Origin of the sequence: Streptomyces sp. NPDC015242 (genome assembly GCF_043079125.1) — a bacterium.
Classification (GTDB): domain Bacteria; phylum Actinomycetota; class Actinomycetes; order Streptomycetales; family Streptomycetaceae; genus Streptomyces.
Genome location: NZ_JBIBUF010000003.1, coordinates 675,802 through 696,885, shown reverse-complemented (window position 1 = coordinate 696,885; position 21,084 = coordinate 675,802). Strand labels below are relative to the sequence as shown.

At 71.1% G+C, this 21,084-nt stretch carries 13 protein-coding genes; 10 read left to right on the top strand and 3 right to left on the bottom strand.

What is annotated here, in order from left to right; translation table 11 throughout:
- Positions 1-195 precede the first annotated feature (195 nt).
- The 6 genes from mtrA to ACF07N_RS14560 all read left to right on the top strand — a co-directional run bounded on the left by mtrA (position 196) and on the right by ACF07N_RS14560 (position 8,096).
- The gene (mtrA, locus tag ACF07N_RS14585; RefSeq protein WP_009188938.1) at positions 196-885 is read left to right on the top strand and encodes a two-component system response regulator MtrA; all 690 of its coding nucleotides are present in this window, start codon (positions 196-198) and stop codon (positions 883-885) included.
- A 1-nt stretch (position 886) separates the two neighbouring features.
- Positions 887-3,172, top strand: coding sequence for an MtrAB system histidine kinase MtrB (mtrB, locus tag ACF07N_RS14580; RefSeq protein WP_392112356.1), 2,286 nt, complete (start codon positions 887-889; stop codon positions 3,170-3,172).
- On the top strand, positions 3,162-4,994 hold the full coding sequence (locus tag ACF07N_RS14575; protein ID WP_383335808.1) for an LpqB family beta-propeller domain-containing protein: 1,833 nt from the start codon (positions 3,162-3,164) through the stop codon (positions 4,992-4,994). The genes mtrB and ACF07N_RS14575 overlap by 11 nt, the downstream gene beginning before the upstream one ends.
- A gap of 186 nt (positions 4,995-5,180) precedes the next feature.
- Positions 5,181-6,137: a ComF family protein gene (locus ACF07N_RS14570; RefSeq protein ID WP_392112353.1), complete on the top strand. Its 957-nt coding sequence runs from the start codon at positions 5,181-5,183 to the stop codon at positions 6,135-6,137.
- A gap of 311 nt (positions 6,138-6,448) precedes the next feature.
- Complete coding sequence (hpf, locus tag ACF07N_RS14565) at positions 6,449-7,144, top strand: ribosome hibernation-promoting factor, HPF/YfiA family (protein WP_392112350.1); 696 nt, start codon at positions 6,449-6,451, stop codon at positions 7,142-7,144.
- A gap of 205 nt (positions 7,145-7,349) precedes the next feature.
- The gene (locus ACF07N_RS14560; protein ID WP_383335810.1) at positions 7,350-8,096 is read left to right on the top strand and encodes a response regulator; all 747 of its coding nucleotides are present in this window, start codon (positions 7,350-7,352) and stop codon (positions 8,094-8,096) included.
- A 61-nt stretch (positions 8,097-8,157) separates the two neighbouring features.
- Here the strand turns inward: ACF07N_RS14560 and ACF07N_RS14555 are convergent, their stop codons facing one another.
- A complete protein-coding gene (locus ACF07N_RS14555; protein ID WP_392112347.1) occupies positions 8,158-9,342 on the bottom strand; it encodes a winged helix-turn-helix domain-containing protein in 1,185 nt (394 codons plus the stop codon).
- Between the two features lie 116 nt (positions 9,343-9,458).
- Positions 9,459-10,028, bottom strand: coding sequence for a GNAT family N-acetyltransferase (locus ACF07N_RS14550; RefSeq protein WP_392112344.1), 570 nt, complete (start codon positions 10,026-10,028; stop codon positions 9,459-9,461).
- Between the two features lie 280 nt (positions 10,029-10,308).
- Here ACF07N_RS14550 and secA point away from each other — a divergent pair, with 280 nt between their 5' ends.
- Positions 10,309-13,155, top strand: a complete 2,847-nt coding sequence (gene secA / locus ACF07N_RS14545) for a preprotein translocase subunit SecA (protein WP_383335813.1) — start codon at positions 10,309-10,311, stop codon at positions 13,153-13,155.
- A 104-nt stretch (positions 13,156-13,259) separates the two neighbouring features.
- Here secA and ACF07N_RS14540 read toward each other — a convergent pair whose 3' ends face one another.
- Positions 13,260-14,054, bottom strand: a complete 795-nt coding sequence (locus ACF07N_RS14540) for an Rv3235 family protein (RefSeq protein WP_392112340.1) — start codon at positions 14,052-14,054, stop codon at positions 13,260-13,262.
- A 300-nt stretch (positions 14,055-14,354) separates the two neighbouring features.
- Here ACF07N_RS14540 and ACF07N_RS14535 point away from each other — a divergent pair, with 300 nt between their 5' ends.
- The 3 genes from ACF07N_RS14535 (at position 14,355) to ACF07N_RS14525 (ending at position 21,067) form a co-directional block, all read left to right on the top strand.
- A complete protein-coding gene (locus ACF07N_RS14535) occupies positions 14,355-14,870 on the top strand; it encodes a DUF6912 family protein (protein ID WP_392112337.1) in 516 nt (171 codons plus the stop codon).
- A 99-nt stretch (positions 14,871-14,969) separates the two neighbouring features.
- On the top strand, positions 14,970-15,635 hold the full coding sequence (locus tag ACF07N_RS14530) for an HAD family hydrolase (protein ID WP_383339346.1): 666 nt from the start codon (positions 14,970-14,972) through the stop codon (positions 15,633-15,635).
- Positions 15,636-16,105: 470 nt separating this feature from the next.
- A complete protein-coding gene (locus ACF07N_RS14525; protein ID WP_392112333.1) occupies positions 16,106-21,067 on the top strand; it encodes an NAD-glutamate dehydrogenase in 4,962 nt (1,653 codons plus the stop codon).
- Positions 21,068-21,084: the final 17 nt, after the last annotated feature.

The following is a 21,084-nucleotide window of genomic DNA, read 5'->3' as shown; positions in this document are numbered from 1 at the left end:
GGCGGGTCACCGGACGTCACGGCAGGTCATCGGAGGTCACCGCAGGTCACGGAAGGTCGTCGGAGAGCTCGCTCCGGAGATCATCCGGGAGATCGTCGACGGGCGGGCGAGGGCAGACAGTAGCGCTTGCTGCGACTATGGTCACTGGCCGGTGACCTACCTCACCACTGCCTTCGCCACCGTTATGAGAATGGGATGATGTCGTTTATGAAGGGACGAGTCCTTGTCGTCGACGACGACACCGCACTGGCCGAGATGCTCGGCATCGTGCTGCGTGGTGAGGGTTTCGAGCCGTCGTTCGTGGCCGACGGGGACAAGGCGCTGGCCGCGTTCCGCGAGGCCAAGCCGGACCTGGTGCTGCTGGACCTGATGCTGCCCGGCCGGGACGGCATCGAGGTGTGCCGCCTGATCAGGGCGGAGTCCGGCGTGCCGATCGTGATGCTCACGGCCAAGAGCGACACGGTCGACGTCGTCGTGGGCCTGGAGTCGGGCGCCGACGACTACATCGTGAAGCCGTTCAAGCCGAAGGAGCTGGTCGCCCGGATCCGGGCGCGGCTGCGGAGGTCGGAGGAGCCCGCCCCGGAGCAGCTCGCCATCGGTGACCTGGTCATCGACGTGGCGGGGCACTCCGTGAAGCGGGACGGGCAGTCGATCGCGCTGACGCCGCTGGAGTTCGATCTGCTGGTCGCGCTGGCGCGCAAGCCGTGGCAGGTGTTCACGCGCGAGGTGCTCCTGGAGCAGGTGTGGGGCTACCGGCACGCGGCGGACACGCGGCTGGTCAACGTGCATGTGCAGCGGCTGCGCTCCAAGGTCGAGAAGGACCCGGAGAAGCCGGAGATCGTGGTGACCGTCCGTGGTGTCGGATACAAGGCAGGACCGAGCTGACATGTCCGGTGACAGTGCCGCTTCGGCGCCCGGCCGGTCCGGGGCCCGCCAGGGGCGGCCTGTCGGGCAGAAGAAGTCCGGGTCCCGCTGGGGCCGTTTCCTGGAGAGCGGACTGCTCCTCCAGGGCGGTGTCCAGGGCAGCCCGGTCATCCGTCTGTTCATGCGGTGGGTGCGCCGGCCGCTGCTGCCGGTCATGCGGCTGTGGCGGCGCAACATCCAGCTCAAGGTCGTCGTCACGACCCTGCTGATGTCGCTCGGCGTGGTACTGCTGCTGGGCTTCGTGGTCATCGGGCAGGTGCGCAACGGCCTGCTGGACGCCAAGGTGAAGGCGTCCCAGAGCCAGGCCACGGGCGGATTCGCGGTCGCCAAGCAGCGGGCCGACGAGGCGGCCAGCGGCACCGGCGACGAGGTGGCCACGGCGGACGGCCGTCCCGCGCAGAACGTCACCCAGTGGCTCAGCGACCTGGTGTCCTCGCTGTCCAGTGGTGGCCAGGGCGCCTTCGACGTGGTGACGCTCCCGGCCTCCGACGCGGACGGTGCCGGCGGTCGCGGACAGCGCGCCTCCGGTGAGGTCGACTGGAGCAGGAGCGTGCCGGCGGACCTGCGCGAGCGGATCGGCAGCAGTACGACGGCCGCGCAGAGCTACACGCGCATCACCTACAACAACGAGATCAAGGACTCCCAGCCGGGTCTGGTCATCGGCAAGCAGGTCAACGACCCCAACGGCAACCCGTACCAGCTGTACTACCTCTTCCCGCTCACCCAGGAGGAGAAGTCGCTGAGCCTGGTCAAGGGCACGCTGGCGACGGCGGGACTGTTCGTGGTGGTGCTGCTGGGGGCCATCGCCTGGCTCGTGGTGCGGCAGGTCGTCACGCCGGTACGCATGGCGGCGGGGATCGCCGAGCGGCTGTCGGCCGGGCGGCTCCAGGAACGGATGAAGGTCACCGGCGAGGACGACATCGCGCGGCTCGGCGAGGCCTTCAACAAGATGGCGCAGAACCTCCAGCTCAAGATCAGCCAGCTGGAGGACCTGTCGCGGATGCAGCGCCGGTTCGTGTCGGACGTCTCGCACGAGCTGCGGACGCCGCTGACGACCGTGCGGATGGCCGCGGACGTCATCCACGAGGCGCGTGAGGACTTCGACCCGGTGACCGCGCGGTCGGCGGAGCTGCTCGCCGACCAGCTGGACCGGTTCGAGTCGCTGCTCGCGGACCTGCTGGAGATCAGCCGGTTCGACGCGGGTGCGGCGGCGCTGGAGGCGGAGCCGATCGACCTCAGGGAGGTCGTGCGGCGGGTGGTCAGCGGGGCCGAGCCGCTCGCGGAACGCAAGGGCACGCGGATCCGGGTCGTCGGCGACCAGCAGCCCGTCGTCGCCGAGGCCGACGCCCGGCGCGTGGAGCGGGTGCTGCGCAACCTCGTCGTCAACGCCGTCGAGCACGGCGAGGGCAACGACGTCGTGGTCAGGCTCGCCGCGGCCGGCGGCGCGGTCGCCGTGGCGGTGCGGGACTACGGAGTCGGGCTCAAGCCGGGTGAGGCCACCCGGGTCTTCAGCCGTTTCTGGCGGGCCGACCCGGCACGCGCGCGTACCACCGGTGGTACGGGTCTGGGGCTGTCGATCGCCCTGGAGGACGCCCGGCTGCACGGCGGCTGGCTGCAGGCGTGGGGTGAGCCGGGCGGCGGTTCGCAGTTCCGGCTGACGTTGCCCCGGACGGCGGACGAGCCGCTGCGGGGCTCCCCGATACCGCTGGAACCCAAGGATTCACGGCGCAACCGTGGCCTCGACGACGCCGGTCTGCCGTGCGGCGGCCGGGACGGCGAGAAGCGGGCGACCGTGCCGGCCCAGCCGGCGAGCGGATCAGCGGCACCGGGGGCGAAGCGGGACCCGATACCGCCCAGGGCGGCCGGCGCCACGGCCGATCCGACGGCGCTGCCGGGCAACGGCGCGCGCGTGGTGCCCCGGCCCGCCTCCGGCACGCGGCGGGCCGATGAGCGGCAGGTCGATGAGCGGCGGGACGACGGGCGACGGGCCGACGAGCGGCGGGCCGATGACGACGGTGGTGCGGCCGGTCCGTCCGGACCGGCTGGGAGCGCCGGGGCGAGCGGTTACGCGGGCACGGCCCGCGGCGGGCGCGTGGGTGGCCCGGCGAGCAGTACCGAGAACGGCGTCGTGGGTTCCGGTGGGGCCGCCCGGGCCCAGGCCGGTGACCGTACGGCGCAGGCCGGGCCGGACGGGGAGACCGGTCCGGGAGAGGCGAACAGGCAAGGGGAGGCATCTCGTGGGCGCTGACCGCGGAAGGCGCGGCCGGCGCGGGCCCGCGCGCGTGACGGCGTACGCCGCCGGTGGTGTGCTGATGCTGGCGGGATGCGCTTCGATGCCGGACAGCGGGGATCTGCGGGGCGTGGAGTCGACACCGCGCCAGGACACCCAGGTGCGCGTGTTCGCCGTGCCGCCGGGGGAGGACGCGCCGCCCTCGGAGATCGTGCAGGGCTTCCTCGAGGCGCTCACCAGCGACGATCCGCACTACAAGACGGCCCGCCAGTACCTGACCGGCGACGCCGCGAAGACATGGCAGCCGGAGCGGTTCACGACCGTGCTCGCCGACGGGCCGGGCGCCAAGCCCGAGGGGCCGAGCGGCCGGGAGGACAGCGGCGAGATCACGTACGTGCTCACCGGCACCAAGGTGGCCACCGTGGACGCGCAGCAGTCGTACGCGCCCGCGACCGGCACGTACGGCAGGACCGTGCACCTGACGCAGGACGAGAAGAGCGGGCAGTGGCGGATCGACGCGCTGCCGCAGGGCGTCGTCATGGGCCAGTCGGACTTCCAGCGCAACTACATGTCGGTCAGCAAGTACTACTTCGCTTCGAACACCGTGGCGGCCGGGGAGAAGTCCCAGCCCACCGCGGTCGCCGACCCCGTCTACGTACGACGGCGCGTGGACCCCATGACACAGATGGTCCGCTCCCTGCTCAGCGGGCCCACACGGTGGCTCGACCCCGTCGTCCGGTCGAGCTTTCCGACGGGGACGGCGCTGGCGAAGGGCGCCGGGACGCTGGCACCCGACGACCGCAACCTGCTGACGGTCCCGCTCAACGACAAGGCCGCCGGCATCGGCACCAACCGGTGCGAGGAGATGGCGGCGCAGCTGCTGTTCACGCTGCGCAACCTCAGTCCCGCGGTGGACGAGGTCGAGCTGCGGGCCGACGGGACCGAACTGTGCTCGCTCACCCAGGAGGCGGCCGAGGCGGCCGCCTCCCGCAGCGCCGCGCGGCACCCGGACTTCCTGTACTTCGTCGACGGCAAGGACCGTCTCGTCCGCATCCCGGCGGGCAGCGACGAGACCAAGCCGGACCCGGCGCCGGGCGCGCTGGGCGAGGGCGACACGGCCCTGCGGTCGGTGGCCGTCTCGCGCGACGAGCACACCGCGGCGGGCGTCGGCCTCGACGGCAAGTCGCTGTACGTCGGGTCGCTGGTGTCGGGCGGTTCGCTCGGCGAACCGGTGCTGCGCAGCCAGGGCCGCAGCGAGGCGGACCGGCTGACGACCCCCAGCTGGGACGCGGACGACGGCCTGTGGGTCGCCGACCGCGACCCGCGCGATCCCCGGCTGCTGCTGTTCGAGGACGGCAAGGGCGATCCCGTCGAGGTGCGCACGCCGCACCTGGACGGTCGGATCCAGTCCGTGCGGGTCGCCGCCGACGGGGTGCGGATCGCGCTCGTCGTAGAGAAGGACGGCAGGAAGAACCTGCTCATCGGGCTGATCGAGCGGGAGGAGAAGCCGGGCGGGCAGCCGGTCGTGCGCGTGGTCGAACTGCGCTCGGCGACCCCGGAGCTGGAGGAGGTCACGGCCATGTCGTGGGCCGGGGACAGCCGGCTCGTGGTGGTCGGACGCGAACACGGCGGCGTCGAGCAGATGCGGTACGTCCAGGTCGACGGCTCCACGCCGGACGTACCGGCGCCCGCGGCGCTGACCGGCGTCAAGGAGGTCACCGCAGCCGGTGACGACGCGCTGCCACTGGTGGCCAACTCGGTCGACGGCATCGTCCGGCTGCCGTCGGGCGCGCAGTGGCAGAAGGTCACGGAGGGGACGGCGCCGGTCTATCCGGGGTGAGGCGTGCGGTGCCGGCCGGTTCCGGCTGTGCCGGCCGGGCCTTGGCCTGACACCGCCGTGTGCGGGCGTTGTCCGCAGGCGTTGTCCGCAGACGGTGTTCGCAGGCGTTGTCCGCGGCCGGTGGTTGTCCACAGACGTTGTCCACAGGGGTGGCAGGGGCCCGGCCGGGGCGGCACAGTGGTGGTCATGCGGGGGTGGTGGCAGGACCTGACCGACCTGGTGCTGCCGGGTGAGTGCGGGGGCTGCGGCGCGCCGCGTGCGGTGCTCTGCGCCCAGTGCCGCGCGGTGCTCGGCGGAGCCGCTGTGCGGCGGGTGCGGCCGGTGCCGGAGCCGCCCGGACTGCCGGTGGTGCACGCGGCGGCTCCGTACGCGGACGAGGTGCGGGCGACGCTGCTGGCCCACAAAGAGCGAGGTGCCCTGGCGCTCGCCGGCCCACTGGGGGCGGCCCTGGCCCGGGCCGTACGCGCCGGACTCCGAGAGGGTGCGGCCCGGCCGGGGAACGAGGCGGCCCGGGTTCCGGTCCGGCCGGGGGACGCTGCGGCCGTCAGGGAAGGCGTGGCTCCCGTGCTGCTGGTGCCCGTGCCGTCGGGGCGGCGGGCGGTACGGGCCCGGGGGCACGACCCGGCGCGCCGGATCGCGCTCGCGGCGGCCGCGGACCTGCGGCGCTCCGGACTCCCGGCCCGGGTGCTAGGTGTGCTGCGGCAGCGGCGCCCCGTGGCCGACCAGTCCGGGCTCAACTCCCGGCAGCGGCTGGACAACCTCGCGGGTGCGCTGACGGTGGCACCCGGCGGTGCCCGGCTGCTCTCCGCCGGTCCTGTCGTCCTGGTCGACGACGTACTGACCACGGGCGCGTCACTGGCGGAGGCCGCGCGGGCCCTGCGGGCGGCCGCGGACGGTCCGGGAGGACCGCACGGGATGCCGGCGGGGCCGATTTCGAACGCTGCGCGCACTGCGGCCGTGTACGGGGGAGAGAGCTGGGAAAGCAGAGAGGAACAGAACGTCGGATCAAGGCGAGAGAGGACGGGTCGGCGGCCCGGCCGCCGGCGAATCGCGGGCGCAGACGGCTCCCGCGGAGCGGTTGACGTGGTGTGCGCGGCAGTGGTCGCGGCATCACCGGACGCTTTCCAAATAAACCGGAACTGACTGAGATCTTGCGTCGTTGCAGGTAATGAGAGGGCCTATTCACCTGAATGGAGGTACGCCGCGGTAGAGGGTGACGACATCCGTCCCGGCGAGATATGTTCGGTTGAGAGGGAAAGCCGCAGGCCACACCTCTCAAATCCGAATGCCGTGACGCGGGTTTTTCTGCATCACTCGCGACGGTGGAGTGGAGATCTCGCCCACGGGGGAGGAGGTGGAAGTCACCGAGTCCGAGGTTCCGGGGCACACCGGAACCTGGTGCAAAAGGGAGATGCTCCGCACCGAAGCGGAGCGATCCGGGAACGGAGTTCTGCGTGGACATCGTCGTCAAGGGCCGCAAGACCGAGGTGCCCGAGCGGTTCCGGAAGCACGTGGCCGAGAAGCTGAAGCTGGAGAAGATCCAGAAGCTCGATGGCAAGGTGATCAGCCTCGACGTCGAGGTGTCCAAGGAGCCCAACCCCAGGCAGGCCGACCGCTGTGACCGAGTGGAGATCACGCTCCGCTCCCGCGGTCCGGTGATCCGGGCGGAGGCAGCGGCGAGCGATCCGTACGCGGCGCTCGACCTGGCGGCGGAGAAGCTGGAAGCCCGGCTGCGCAGGCAACACGACAAGCGGTACTCGCGCCGTGGCGCGCGCCGGATCCCGGCCGCCGAGGTCGCCGACCACGTCCCGGGCGTGGCGACGCTCAACGGGAACGGCCTCGCGCCGGCCTCCGAGGAGGAGCCGGAAGCCGTACCGACGAAGAAGATCGGTTCGCTGGAAGTGCAGGGTGACGGCCCCATCGTCGTCCGCGAGAAGACCCACGTCGCAGCCCCCATGACCCTCGACCAGGCTCTCTACGAGATGGAGCTGGTCGGGCACGACTTCTACCTGTTCGTCGACTCCGAGACCAAGGAACCGAGTGTCGTCTACCGGCGGCACGCCTACGACTACGGTGTGATCCACCTCAGGACGGACACGATGGTCACCCAGGCGCACTCCCCGGACGCGGGCGGTGCGCTCGGCGGCTGACCTTGCCGGGTGACAGCGGAATCGGTGCCCCTGGAGCGCGCGTGCGCCCCCAGGGGCACCCCTGTGCGACCACTTCGCGCCCCGCTCCGTCACCCCGGTGCCGTCCGGGCATGAAATCATGGTGGCCACGGCCCAACCGGTGGGTCGTTGCTCTGGGTTGGCGATGGCTCAGGACCACAGGCCACAGCCTTCAGGGGGAGGAACGATGGCGGACAGCTTCGGACCGATGCGGGACGAGGATGCCCACGACGGCGTCGTCGGCATGGGCCCGGACACGGAGACTCCACGCAAGGAACCGATCAGAGTCCTCGTGGTGGACGACCACGCCCTGTTCCGCCGTGGCCTGGAGATCGTGCTCGCGGCCGAGGAGGACATCCAGGTCGTCGGCGAGGCGGGTGACGGGGCCGAGGCCGTGGAGAAGGCCGCCGATCTGCTGCCCGACATCGTCCTGATGGACGTGCGCATGCCGAAGCGGGGCGGGATCGAGGCATGCACCTCCATCAAGGAGGTGGCGCCCAGCGCGAAGATCATCATGCTGACGATCAGCGACGAGGAAGCCGATCTCTACGACGCCATCAAGGCGGGCGCGACCGGTTATCTCCTCAAGGAGATCTCCACGGACGAGGTGGCCACCGCCATTCGCGCGGTCGCCGACGGGCAGTCACAGATCAGCCCGTCCATGGCGTCGAAGCTGCTCACCGAGTTCAAATCGATGATCCAGCGCACGGACGAACGCCGTCTGGTGCCCGCACCGCGCCTGACCGACCGCGAGCTGGAAGTCCTCAAGCTCGTCGCCACGGGGATGAACAACCGCGATATCGCCAAGGAGTTGTTCATCTCCGAGAACACCGTGAAGAACCACGTGCGCAACATCCTGGAGAAGCTGCAGCTGCACTCCAGGATGGAGGCCGTGGTGTACGCGATGCGGGAGAAGATCCTCGAGATCCGCTGACCCTCCCGGCTGTCAGCTGTCAGCTGTCAGCTGTCAGCTGTCAGCCATCAGTCGGCGGGCGTCAGGCGGTCAGACGGGCCAGCTCCCGCACGAGCGGCTCGCGCAGGTCGGGTGCGTCGACCCGTTCCACGCGCACGTCGGTGCAGTCCACCCAGGACGCCGCCTCGACCAGGGCCTGGGCGACGGCCGGGACCGCCTTCACTCCGTCGAGCGTGACCTGCTTGGCCACCAGCGTGCTGCCCGCTCGCGCCGGGTCCACGCGGCCGACCAGCCGGCCGCCGGCGAGGACCGGCATCGCGAAGTAGCCGTAGACCCGCTTCGGTTTCGGGACGTAGGCCTCCAGGCGGTGCGTGAAGCCGAAGATCCGCTCCGTGCGCGCCCGTTCCCAGATCAGGGAGTCGAACGGCGACAGCAGCGTGGTGCGGTGACGGCCGCGCGGGGGCGTCTCCAGGGCGGCCGGGTCGGCCCAGGCCGGCTTGCCCCAGCCCTCGACCGTGACCGGGACGAGTCCCGAGTCGGCGATCACCGCGTCGACCTGCTCGCCCTTGAGGCGGTGGTAGTCGGCGATGTCCGCGCGGGTGCCGACGCCGAGGGACTGCCCCGCCAGGCGGACCAGGCGGCGCAGGCACTCGGTGTCGTCCAGCTCGTCGTGCAGCAGCGCGTCCGGGATCGCTCGCTCGGCGAGGTCGTAGATCCGCTTCCAGCCGCGGCGCTCCACGCACACCACCTCGCCGTACATCAGGGCGCGTTCGACCGCGACCTTGGTGCCGGACCAGTCCCACCAGTCGTTCGTCTTCTTCGCGCCGCCCAACTCCGTGGCCGTGAGCGGGCCTTCCGAGCGGAGCTGCTTGATGACCTGGTCGTAGGTGCCGTCGGGGAGGTCGTGGTTCCAGTGCGGGCGGCTGCGGTAGGCGCGGCGACGGAAGGCGAAGTGGGGCCACTCCTCGATGGGCAGGATGCAGGCGGCGTGGGACCAGTACTCGAAGGCGTGGGGCGCGCCGGCGGAGACCTTCCAGTACGCGCTCTCCACTGTCTTGCGGCCCACCGCGCCCAGGCGGGCGTAGGGCACGAGCTCGTGGGAGCGGGCCAGGACGGAGATCGTGTCGAGCTGTATCGCGCCCAGGTGGCGGAGGACGCCGCGGACGCCGGAGCGGCGGTCGGGGGCGCCGAGGAAGCCCTGGGCGCGCAGGGCGATCCTGCGGGCCTCGTCTGCGGAGAGCTCTGCCGTGGGGTGCGCGGTGGTCATGGGTCGCACGATAGGGGGTGGGACTGACAGTGGGGAGTGACCTGCGGATCCGGGTGGAGCCGCGGCACGGGCGCGGGGCGGGCCGGCGGCGGAGCGGTCAGGCCCGCCGGGAGCGGTCAGGCCCGTGCCGGGAGGTACGGCGCCGTCGACGGCAGGCCCAGGTCCGACGGCAGCAGGGAGCCGATCCAGGTGTCCCTCAGTACTCCCTTGTTGTTCGTCGCGGCGCGCAGCGTGCCCTCGACGGTGAAGCCCGCGCGCTCCGCCACCGCGCGCGAGGACCGGTTCCCCACCTCCGCCCGCCATTCGACGCGGTCGATCGCGCCGTGGACGAAGGCCCAGCGGCAGGCGGCGAGGGCCGCCTCCGTGATGTAGCCCCGGGAACGGTGCCGCTCGGCGGCCCAGAAGCCGATCTCGGCCGTCCCCAGGCCCCGCATCGTGAGGCCGAGCATGCCCACGAGGTCCCCGGACGGGAGGAAGACCCCGAAGGTGAACATGGAGCCGTCCGCCCAGCCGCCCGGGGCCAGCTGTTCCGTGAAGTTCCGGGCGTGCTCGCGCAGGTAGGGCGAGGGGATCGTGGTCCAGCGCTGGATGTCGGTGTCCTGGCAGGCCTCGTACACCGCGTCGGTGTCCCGGGGGCCGACCGTGCGCAGCAGGAGGCGGTCCGTGGTGAGGGTGACGGGGTCCATCGGCCGATTCTGCTCGGCGGGCGGCGGCGGTGCCATTCCTTTGCCGTCGGTGAGGAGATGATCACGCCGCGTGCAATTCGGTGGCGGAAAGCGGCACCATCCGGAGGGCCCGGACGTTGTCCCCTTCGAAGCAGACGTGAAACAGAATGGAAGCAACGGACGGTCGCCGTCACGGCAGGCCCTCCCGGCGCGGTGGGGTCCTCGCATACGATGGCCGTTGCTCAGTAAGTCAAGTGGTAACCGACCGTCCCAGGCCCGACCGGCAAGGAGACCAACCCCCGTGTCCGTCCTCTCGAAGATCATGCGTGCAGGCGAAGGCAAGATCCTGCGCAAGCTGCACCGCATCGCGGACCAGGTCAACTCCATCGAAGAGGACTTCGTCGACCTCTCCGACGCCGAGCTGCGCGCCCTCACCGACGAGTACAAGCAGCGCTACGCCGACGGTGAGAGCCTGGACGACCTGCTGCCCGAGGCCTTCGCCACCGTCCGTGAGGCCGCCAAGCGCGTCCTCGGCCAGCGTCACTACGACGTGCAGATGATGGGCGGCGCCGCCCTGCACATGGGGTACGTGGCCGAGATGAAGACCGGTGAGGGCAAGACCCTCGTCGGCACGCTGCCGGCGTACCTGAACGCGCTGTCCGGCCAGGGCGTCCACATCATCACGGTCAACGACTACCTGGCCGAGCGCGACTCCGAGATGATGGGCCGCGTCCACCGCTTCCTGGGCCTGAGCGTCGGCTGCATCCTCGCCAACATGACGCCGGCTCAGCGCCGCGAGCAGTACGCCTGCGACATCACCTACGGCACGAACAACGAGTTCGGCTTCGACTACCTGCGCGACAACATGGCGTGGTCCAAGGACGAGCTCGTCCAGCGCGGCCACAACTTCGCCATCGTCGACGAGGTCGACTCCATCCTCATCGACGAGGCCCGTACGCCGCTGATCATCTCCGGCCCGGCCGACCAGGCGACCAAGTGGTACGGCGACTTCGCCAAGCTGGTCAAGCGCCTCAAGCGCGGCGAGGCCGGCCAGCCCCTCAAGGGCATCGAGGAGACCGGCGACTACGACGTCGACGAGAAGAAGCGCACGGTCGCCATCCACGAGTCCGGTGTCGCCAAGGTCGAGGACTGGCTGGGCATCGACAACCTCTACGAGTCGGTCAACACGCCGCTGGTGGGCTACCTGAACAACGCCATCAAGGCGAAGGAGCTCTTCAAGAAGGACAAGGACTACGTCATCATCGACGACGAGGTCATGATCGTCGACGAGCACACCGGACGTATCCTCGCCGGCCGCCGTTACAACGAGGGCATGCACCAGGCGATCGAGGCGAAGGAGGGGGTGCCGATCAAGGACGAGAACCAGACGCTCGCCACGATCACCCTCCAGAACTTCTTCCGCCTCTACAAGCGCCACGACCACAACGGCAAGGAACAGCCCGGTCTGTGCGGCATGACCGGTACGGCCATGACCGAGGCCGCCGAGTTCCACCAGATCTACAAGCTCGGCGTGGTGCCGATCCCGACCAACCGGCCGATGGTCCGCAAGGACCAGTCCGACCTGATCTACCGGACCGAGGTCGCCAAGTTCGAGGCCGTCGTCGACGACATCGAGGAGAAGCACCGCAAGGGGCAGCCGATCCTCGTCGGCACCACCTCCGTCGAGAAGTCCGAATACCTCTCGCAGCAGCTGAGCAAGCGCGGCATCCAGCACGAGGTGCTCAACGCCAAGCAGCACGACCGGGAGGCGACGATCGTCGCCCAGGCCGGCCGCAAGGGCGCGGTCACGGTGGCCACGAACATGGCCGGCCGCGGTACGGACATCAAGCTCGGCGGCAACCCCGAGGACCTCGCCGAGGCCGAGCTGCGCCAGCGCGGTCTCGACCCCGAGGAGCACATCGAGGAGTGGGCGCACGCCCTGCCCGAGGCGCTGGAGCGGGCCGAGAAGGCCGTCAAGGCGGAGAAGGAAGAGGTGGAGAGGCTCGGCGGCCTCTACGTCCTCGGCACCGAGCGGCACGAGTCGCGGCGGATCGACAACCAGCTGCGCGGCCGTTCCGGCCGTCAGGGCGACCCGGGCGAGTCCCGCTTCTACCTCTCCCTCGGCGACGACCTGATGCGGCTGTTCAAGGCCCAGATGGTCGAGCGCGTGATGTCCATGGCGAACGTGCCGGACGACGTGCCGATCGAGAACAAGATGGTCACGCGCGCGATCGCCTCCGCGCAGTCGCAGGTCGAGCAGCAGAACTTCGAGACCCGCAAGAACGTCCTGAAGTACGACGAGGTCCTCAACCGCCAGCGCGAGGTCATCTACGGCGAGCGCCGCCGCGTCCTGGAGGGCGAGGACCTGCACGAGCAGATCCAGCACTTCATGGACGACACCATCGACGCCTACGTCCAGGCCGAGACCGCCGAGGGCTTCCCGGAGGACTGGGACCTCGACCGGCTGTGGGGCGCCTTCAAGCAGCTCTACCCGTGCAAGGTCACGGTCGAGGAGCTGGAGGAGGCCGCCGGAGACCGGGCCGGGCTCACCGCCGAGTTCATCAGCGACTCCATCAAGGACGACATCCACGAGCAGTACCAGGCCCGTGAGGACCAGCTCGGTTCCGAGATCATGCGTGAGCTGGAGCGCCGGGTCGTGCTGTCGGTCCTGGACCGCAAGTGGCGCGAGCACCTCTACGAGATGGACTACCTCCAGGAGGGCATCGGCCTGCGCGCGATGGCGCAGAAGGACCCGCTGGTGGAGTACCAGCGCGAGGGCTTCGACATGTTCACCGCGATGATGGACGGCATCAAGGAGGAGTCCGTCGGCTACCTGTTCAACCTGGAGGTCCAGGTCGAGCAGCAGGTCGAGGAGGTCCCCGTCGAGGACGCCAAGCCCGTGGCCGACCTGGAGAAGCAGGACTCGGTGCCGGCGCAGGCGGGTGCCCGGCCGGAGATCCGCGCCAAGGGCCTCGACGTCCCGCAGCGGCGCAACCTCCACTTCTCCGCGCCGACGGTCGACGGCGAGGGCGGCACGATCGAGGGTGACTTCACCGAGGACGGCGAGCCGGTGCGCTCGGAGGCCGACGGCCTCACGCGCGCGGAGCGCCGCAAGCAGGCGCGTGGCCGGGGCCGCCGCAAGAAGTGACGGACGCGGCAGCGCCGTGACGGCCTGAAGGGCCGGACACCTCGGGGTGTCCGGCCTTTCGCCGTGCCCGGGGCGACTCAGGTGGGGCGGGCTCCGTGGACGGGTCAGTCGCTGTCGGCGCGAGGTGGCCGGGGGCCGCCGAGTTCCACCGCCGTGCAGCGCCAGCGCAGGTCCTGGCCGAGTTCGAGGCGGAAGGCCATGGCGCGCAGCCGGTCGCCGGCGCCGATCCGGGCGAAGGCCTCGATGGCGCCCGGGCGGGGTTCGCAGTATCCGATGTCCCGGACGACGGGGCGGGCGCCACGGGTGCGCAGCGGGCCGCGTTCGGCCAGCCAGGCCAGTTCGTCGTAGGCGCGGCCGCGGGTGTGGCGGAGCATCGAGTGGACGGGTCGGTGGCCGCTCAGGACGGCGACGAGGAGGTCCGCGAACAGGTCGGTGGGGAGCGGGCGGGGCAGTGGCCGGCGCGGGGTCCGGGCGGGGACGCGGGGGATGCTCTGCGGGGTCGTCCGAGGGGGTGCCGGATCGGAGGGGACAGCCGGCGGCGGGGTGGTGCCGTTCGGGCTCATGCGGGGGGTCGTGCGAGGGCCTGGGGAGGCCGGCCGGCGGCTCCCCGGGGAGGTGGGCGGGCGGGTGTCGGCGGGGCGGGTGGAGGGCCGCCTGGCGCGGGCGGAGGCCGGGGGACGGCCGCCTGCTCCGGTGGTGCCGGCGGGGCCGCCGCCGGGCGTGCGGGGCGGGCCGGTGGGGGTGAGGGGCGGTGGGGTGGCGCGGTCGCCGGCGAGGAAGGCGGTTCCGTCCCGGGCCCCGGTGGAGTGGGTCCTCTCGTCGGGGGCGTCGAGGGCGTCGAGGGCGGCGGGGGCGTGCTCGGCGCGACCGGTGAAGGGGCGGCGGCCGGTCCTGGTCATGACCTTGTGCATGGGGGTCCCCGTTTCGTGGGCCGGTGGATACCGGTGAGTAACTTCGGGTGGTGATCTTGTACGGGGGTGGAGCGGGCCGGAGCAAGCAGCCGGACTTCGCGTCGGGGACGCGGGGAGGTTCACTTATCCGGGTGATGTGCGGGGCGTGGAGCCCGTGCGCTGGCGGCCGGGACGGGTGAATCTCCGGCCCAGGGTGGACGGGTCCGGCGTCACGGGGCGGGACTCGAAAGGGGACGCGGCGCACGTATTCTGAAGGCCCTCTCCGGACGACCACGAAAGCGGCCAGCCATGCGTGTCTACGTGCCCATGACCCTCCCCGGCCTCGCCGAGGCGTACCGGACGGGTGAGCTGGGAGCCGGGCCGTTCGTCGCCTACGCGGTGACGCCCGCGCTGCGCGAGTGGTACCTCTCCGACGACATCGAGGAACTGGAGTACGCGGCGCTCAGCCGGGCCGCGCTCGCCTCCCTGCGGCTGCTGGCGGCCGCGCCGGACGCCCCCCGGCGCCGGGTCGTGGTCGCCGCGGACGTGCCCGACCGGGCCGCGAGCGCGGACCCCGACCGGGGGCTCGACCCGGCGGCGCTGGGCGAGGTGCGGGTCGCGGGCTCCGTGGCGCTGGCCAAGGCGGCGTCCGTGCACGTCGACGCGCCCGAAGCGGAGCCCGATGTCCGGGCGGCGGCCGACGCGCTGCCGGCGGCGGACGGCGGGGACGACGACGCGCAGTTCGTCGTGGACGGCGCGGAGGACCACGAGCTGCTCTGGTTCGCCACGCAGGAGATCCCCAACCTGGTCGGCCGCGGGGACTGAGCGGCCTGCGGGGCGCCGGAGCCCGGGTGAACCCGGGCCGGGGGGCGCGTTGAGGCGCCGTTCTCTTGATTGTCGGTGGGGGCGGGTACGTTTTGGGGCATGGGGACGAAGACGGGCGCGCACATTGTCTGGGACTGGAACGGGACGCTGTTCCATGACATCGACGCGATCATCGGGGCGACGAACGCGGCCTTCGCCGAGCTGGGGCTGGAGCCGCTGACGCTGGAGAAGTACCGGGAGCTGTACTGCGTGCCGGTGCCGAAGTTCTACGAGCGGCTGATGGGGCGGCTGCCGACCGAGGCCGAGTGGGAGGTGATGGACGACATCTTCCACCGGTACTACGCGGAGCACCGGGTGACGTGCGGGCTGACGGCGGGGGTCGAGGAGCTGCTGGCCGGCTGGCGGTCGACGGGGCGCAGCCAGTCGATCCTGAGCATGTACGTCCACGAGGAGCTCGTGCCGCTGGTGCGCGGGTTCGGGATCGAGCCGCATTTCATACGCGTGGACGGGCGGACCGGGCCGTCGGGCGGCAGCAAGGCGGAGCACATGGTGCGGCACCTGGGAGCGCTCAGCGGTGTGGCGCCCGAGCGCACGGTGGTGATCGGGGACGCGGCGGACGACGCCGTGGCCGCCCTGCACGTCGGGGCCCGGGCCGTGCTCTACACCGGGGGATCGCACAGCCGGGCGAGCCTGGAGGCCGTCGGCGTTCCCGTCGTGGACACGCTGGAGGAAGCGGTCGACGAGGCGCAGCGGCTGGCGGCGTGACCGGCTCGCGCCGCCCTGCTGCCGAAGCCGGGCGCCGCGCGCACTGTGCAGAACGTCAAACTTCCAGGGCTGCTTTTGTACACATACGGCTCATGACGGGGGCCCTGTAAGGAGCGATAGCCTTGGTGGCGTGATCAGCGCGATAGTTCGCGGGGACGCCGACGTCCTCGCCCTGCGCCCGGAGAGCACGGACGACATCCGTGTCCGGGCGGCACTCGCTGGTCCTCGCGGGCGGGACGGGGCATCGAGGGCTCCAGGGACGCCGAGCACCACCAGGAACCAGGCGTCGCGGAGAGCAGCGTCACACCGGTGGAGCAGCTCAAGAATGGCTCAGACACCCCCGCTCATCTCACCTTGCGGCATAGCGTCGGCACAGACCGGATACCCCGTGTCACGACGTGACGTCGTAGGCGCAGAGGCCGTACTTCCTTCTACGTCACGCAACGGCGCGCGACAGGAGCCAGAGGACAATGCAGACCAAGCTGGACGAAGCCAAGGCCGAGTTGCTCGAGAGGGCCGCCCGGGTAGCTGAGAACAGCCCGGTCGGGGGGCACCTACCGACCGGGTCGACGGGCGAGGAGACCCCAGACGCCCAGGGAGCCCCGGACCGCGAGTCCCTGCTCACGTTCCTCCAGCGTTACTACCTGCACACGGCCCCGGAGGACCTCGCCGACCGCGACCCGGTCGACGTCTTCGGAGCCGCCGTGTCGCACTACCGGCTGGCCGAGAACCGCCCGCAGGGCACGGCCAACGTGCGGGTCCACACGCCCACGGTCGAGGAGAACGGCTGGACCTGCAGCCACTCCGTCGTCGAGGTCGTCACCGACGACATGCCCTTCCTCGTCGACTCCGTCACCAACGAGCTGACGCGGCAGGGACGCGGCATCCACGTCGTCATCCACCCGCAGTTCGTCGTGCGGCGCGATGTCACCGGCAAGCTGATCGAGGTGCTGCCCACGCCCCCGACCGGCGCCGGGGGCCTCCCGCACGACGCGCACGTCGAGTCCTGGATCCACGTCGAGATCGACCGCGAGACCGACCGGGCCGACCTCAAGCAGATCACCGCCGACCTGCTGCGCGTGCTCTCCGACGCCCGCGAGGCCGTCGAGGACTGGGGCAAGATGCGGGACGCGGCGATCCGGCTGGCGGAGGGGCTGCCGGACGAGCCCATCCCCGGCGACCTGCCCGGGCCCCAGGTCGAGGAGGCCCGCGAGCTGCTGCGCTGGCTGGCCGACGACCACTTCACCTTCCTCGGCTACCGCGAGTACCAGCTGCGCGACGACGACTCCCTGGCCGCCGTGCCCGGGACCGGTCTCGGCATCCTGCGCGCCGACCCGCACCACTCCGACCAGGAGAGCCACCCGGTCAGCCCGTCCTTCGAGCGGCTGCCCGCCGACGCCCGGGCCAAGGCCCGCGAGCACAAGCTGCTCGTCCTGACCAAGGCGAACAGCCGGGCGACCGTGCACCGGCCGTCGTACCTGGACTACATCGGCGTCAAGAAGTTCGACGCCGACGGCAACGTCATCGGCGAGCGGCGCTTCCTCGGACTGTTCTCCTCCGCCGCCTACACCGAGTCCGTGCGGCGCGTCCCGGTGATCCGGCGCAAGGTCGAGGAGGTCCTGGAGCAGGCCGGGTTCTCGCCCAACAGCCACGACGGGCGGGACCTGCTGCAGATCCTGGAGACCTACCCGCGCGACGAGCTGTTCCAGACCCCGGTCGGTGAACTGCGCGCCATCGTCACCTCCGTCCTCTACTTGCAGGAGCGGCGGCGCCTGCGCCTCTACCTGCGCCAGGACGAGTACGGGCGCTACTACTCGGCCCTCGTCTACCTCCCGCGCGACCGCTACACCACCGCCGTGCGCCTGCGGATCATCGAGATCCTCAAGGAGGAGCTCGGCGGCATCAGCGTCGACTTCACGGCGTGGAACACCGAGTCGATCCTGTCCCGGCTGCACTTCGTGGTCCGGGTCCCGCAGGGCACCGAGCTGGAGCAGCTGTCCGACGCCGACAAGGAGCGCATCGAGGCCCGCCTGGTCGAGGCCGCCCGCTCCTGGGAGGACGCCTTCGCCGAGGCGCTCAACGCCGAGCTGGGCGAGGAGCGCGCGGCCGAGCTGATGCGCCGCTACGCGCACGCCTTCCCCGAGGGCTACAAGGCCGACCACAACCCGCGCGCCGCGGTCGCCGACCTGGTCCACCTGGAGCAGCTGAACGCCGAGGAGGGCAAGGACTTCGCCCTCAGCCTCTACGAGCCGGTGGGCGCCGCCCCCGAGGAGCGCCGCTTCAAGATCTACCGCACGGGTGACGCGATCTCCCTCTCGGCGGTGCTGCCGGTCCTCAACCGGCTCGGCGTCGAGGTCGTCGACGAGCGGCCCTACGAGCTGCGCTGCTCGGACCGCAGCGTCGCCTGGATCTACGACTTCGGCCTGCGCATCCCCCGCCCCCAGGGCGGCGGCGCGGACTACTTCGGCGACGACGCCCGTGAGCGGTTCCAGGACGCCTTCGCGGCCACCTGGACCGGCAAGGCGGAGAACGACGGCTTCAACGCCCTCGTCCTCAGCGCCGGGCTGTCCTGGCGTCAGGCGATGGTGCTGCGGGCGTACGCGAAGTACCTGCGCCAGGCGGCCTCCACGTTCAGCCAGGACTACATGGAGGACACCCTCCGCAACAACGTCCACACCACCCGGCTGCTCGTCTCCCTGTTCGAGGCGCGGATGTCGCCCGAGCGGCAGCGCGCGGGGCACGAGATCGTGGACGCACTGCTGGAGGAGGTCGACGCGGCCCTCGACCAGGTCGCCAGCCTCGACGAGGACCGGATCCTCAGGTCCTTCCTCACGGTCATCAAGGCGACCCTGCGGACCAACTTCTTCCAGGAGGCCGAGGGCGGGAAGCCGCACGAGTACGTCTCCATGAAGTTCGACCCGCAGGCCATCCCCGACCTGCCGGCACCGCGCCCGGCGTTCGAGATCTGGGTGTACTCGCCCCGGGTCGAGGGTGTGCACCTGCGCTTCGGCAAGGTCGCCCGTGGTGGTCTGCGCTGGTCGGACCGGCGGGAGGACTTCCGCACCGAGATCCTCGGCCTGGTCAAGGCGCAGATGGTGAAGAACACCGTCATCGTGCCGGTCGGCGCCAAGGGCGGCTTCGTCGCCAAGCAGCTGCCCGACCCGAGCGTCGACCGCGACGCGTGGATGGCCGAGGGCATCGCCAGCTACAAGACGTTCATCTCGGCGCTGCTCGACATCACCGACAACATGGTCGCCGGCGAGGTCGTGCCCCCGGCCGACGTCGTCCGGCACGACGAGGACGACACCTACCTCGTCGTCGCCGCCGACAAGGGCACGGCGGCCTTCTCCGACATCGCCAACGAGGTCGCGGAGAAGTACAACTTCTGGCTCGGTGACGCCTTCGCCTCCGGCGGCTCCGCCGGCTACGACCACAAGGGCATGGGCATCACCGCCCGCGGCGCCTGGGAGTCCGTCAAGCGGCACTTCCGCGACATGGGCGTGGACACGCAGACCGAGGACTTCACGGTCGTCGGCATCGGCGACATGTCCGGTGACGTGTTCGGCAACGGCATGCTGCTCTCCGAGCACATCCGCCTGGTCGCCGCCTTCGACCACCGGCACATCTTCATCGACCCGAACCCGGACGCCGCGACCTCCTACGCCGAGCGCCGCCGCCTGTTCGAGCTGCCCCGCTCCAGCTGGGAGGAGTACAACACCGAGCTGCTGTCGGCGGGCGGCGGTGTCTTCCCGCGCACGGCCAAGGCGATCCCGGTCAACGCGCACATCCGCGAGGCCCTCGGCATCGAGGCCAAGGTCACCAAGCTGACCCCGGCCGACCTGATGAAGGCCATCCTCCAGGCGCCGGTGGACCTGCTGTGGAACGGCGGCATCGGCACGTACGTGAAGGCCTCGACCGAGTCGAACGCGGACGTCGGCGACAAGGCCAACGACGCCATCCGCGTCGACGGCAAGGACCTGCGCGTCAAGGTCGTCGGCGAGGGCGGCAACCTGGGCCTGACCCAGCTGGGCCGGATCGAGTTCGCGCTGCACGGCGGCCGGATCAACACCGACGCCATCGACAACAGCGCCGGCGTGGACACCTCCGACCACGAGGTGAACATCAAGATCCTGCTCAACGGCCTGGTCGCGGACGGCGACATGACCGTCAAGCAGCGCAACAAGCTGCTCGCGGACATGACCGACGAGGTCGGCCGCCTGGTGCTGCGCAACAACTACGCGCAGAACACGGCGATCGGCAACGCCCTCGCCCAGTCCAAGGACATGCTCCACGCCCAGCAGCGCTTCATGAAGCACCTGGTCCGGGAGGGACACCTGGACCGGGCGCTGGAGTTCCTGCCCACCGACCGGCAGATCCGCGAGCGGCTCGCGCAGGGCCAGGGCCTGACCGGGCCGGAGACGGCCGTCCTGATGGCGTACACCAAGATCACGGTCGCCGAGGAGCTGCTGCACACCTCGCTGCCGGACGACCCCTACCTCAGCACGCTGCTGCACGCCTACTTCCCGACGAAGCTGCGCGAGCAGTTCCCCGAGCACCTGGTCAGCCACCCGCTGCGCCGCGAGATCACCACGACGGTCCTGGTGAACGACACGGTCAACACGGGTGGTACGACCTACCTGCACCGGCTGCGCGAGGAGACCGGGGCGTCGCTGGAGGAGATCGTGCGGGCGCAGACCGCGGCCCGGGCGATCTTCCGCCAGTACCCGGTGTGGGACGCGGTCGAGTCCCTCGACAACAAGGTGGAGGCCGAGGTCCAGACCCGCATCCGGCTGCACTCGCGCCGTCTGGTGGAGCGCGGCACGCGCTGGCTGCTCAACAACCGGCCGCAGCCGCTCCAGCTCGCCGAGACGGTCGACTTCTTCGCCGAGCGGGTGGAGCAGGTCTGGTCGCAGCTGCCGAAGCTGCTGCGCGGCGCCGACCTGGAGTGGTACCAGAAGATCTACGACGAGCTGACGGGCGCCGGCGTCCCGGACGAGCTGGCCACGCGCGTGGCCGGTTTCTCCTCCGTCTTCCCGACGCTCGACATCGTCTCGGTCGCGGACCGCATGGGCCGCGAGCCGCTGGACGTCGCCGAGGTCTACTACGACCTGGCCGACCGGCTGCGCATCACCCAGCTGATGGACCGCATCATCGAGCTGCCCCGCGCGGACCGCTGGCAGTCCATGGCCCGCGCGGCGATCCGCGAGGACCTGTACGCGGCGCACGCGGCGCTGACCGCGGACGTCCTCGCCGTGGGCAACGGCAGCTCGACGCCCGAGCAGCGCTACAAGGCCTGGGAGGAGAAGAACGCGGCGATCCTGGGCCGGGCCCGCACCACGCTGGAGGAGATCCAGGGCTCGGACGCGTTCGACCTGGCGAACCTGTCGGTGGCGATGCGCACGATGAGGACCCTGCTGCGGACGCACTCGTAACGCGTACGACGGCGAGA

Coding starts and splice junctions, on each gene's coding strand:
- mtrA (WP_009188938.1), top strand. CDS start 196: ATGATGTCGTTTATGAAGGGACGAGTCCTTGTCGTCGACGACGACACC.
- mtrB (WP_392112356.1), top strand. CDS start 887: ATGTCCGGTGACAGTGCCGCTTCGGCGCCCGGCCGGTCCGGGGCCCGC.
- ACF07N_RS14570 (WP_392112353.1), top strand. CDS start 5,181: ATGCGGGGGTGGTGGCAGGACCTGACCGACCTGGTGCTGCCGGGTGAG.
- ACF07N_RS14560 (WP_383335810.1), top strand. CDS start 7,350: ATGGCGGACAGCTTCGGACCGATGCGGGACGAGGATGCCCACGACGGC.
- ACF07N_RS14555 (WP_392112347.1), bottom strand. CDS start 9,342: ATGACCACCGCGCACCCCACGGCAGAGCTCTCCGCAGACGAGGCCCGC.
- ACF07N_RS14550 (WP_392112344.1), bottom strand. CDS start 10,028: ATGGACCCCGTCACCCTCACCACGGACCGCCTCCTGCTGCGCACGGTC.
- ACF07N_RS14540 (WP_392112340.1), bottom strand. CDS start 14,054: ATGACCAGGACCGGCCGCCGCCCCTTCACCGGTCGCGCCGAGCACGCC.
- ACF07N_RS14535 (WP_392112337.1), top strand. CDS start 14,355: ATGCGTGTCTACGTGCCCATGACCCTCCCCGGCCTCGCCGAGGCGTAC.
- ACF07N_RS14530 (WP_383339346.1), top strand. CDS start 14,970: ATGGGGACGAAGACGGGCGCGCACATTGTCTGGGACTGGAACGGGACG.
- ACF07N_RS14525 (WP_392112333.1), top strand. CDS start 16,106: ATGCAGACCAAGCTGGACGAAGCCAAGGCCGAGTTGCTCGAGAGGGCC.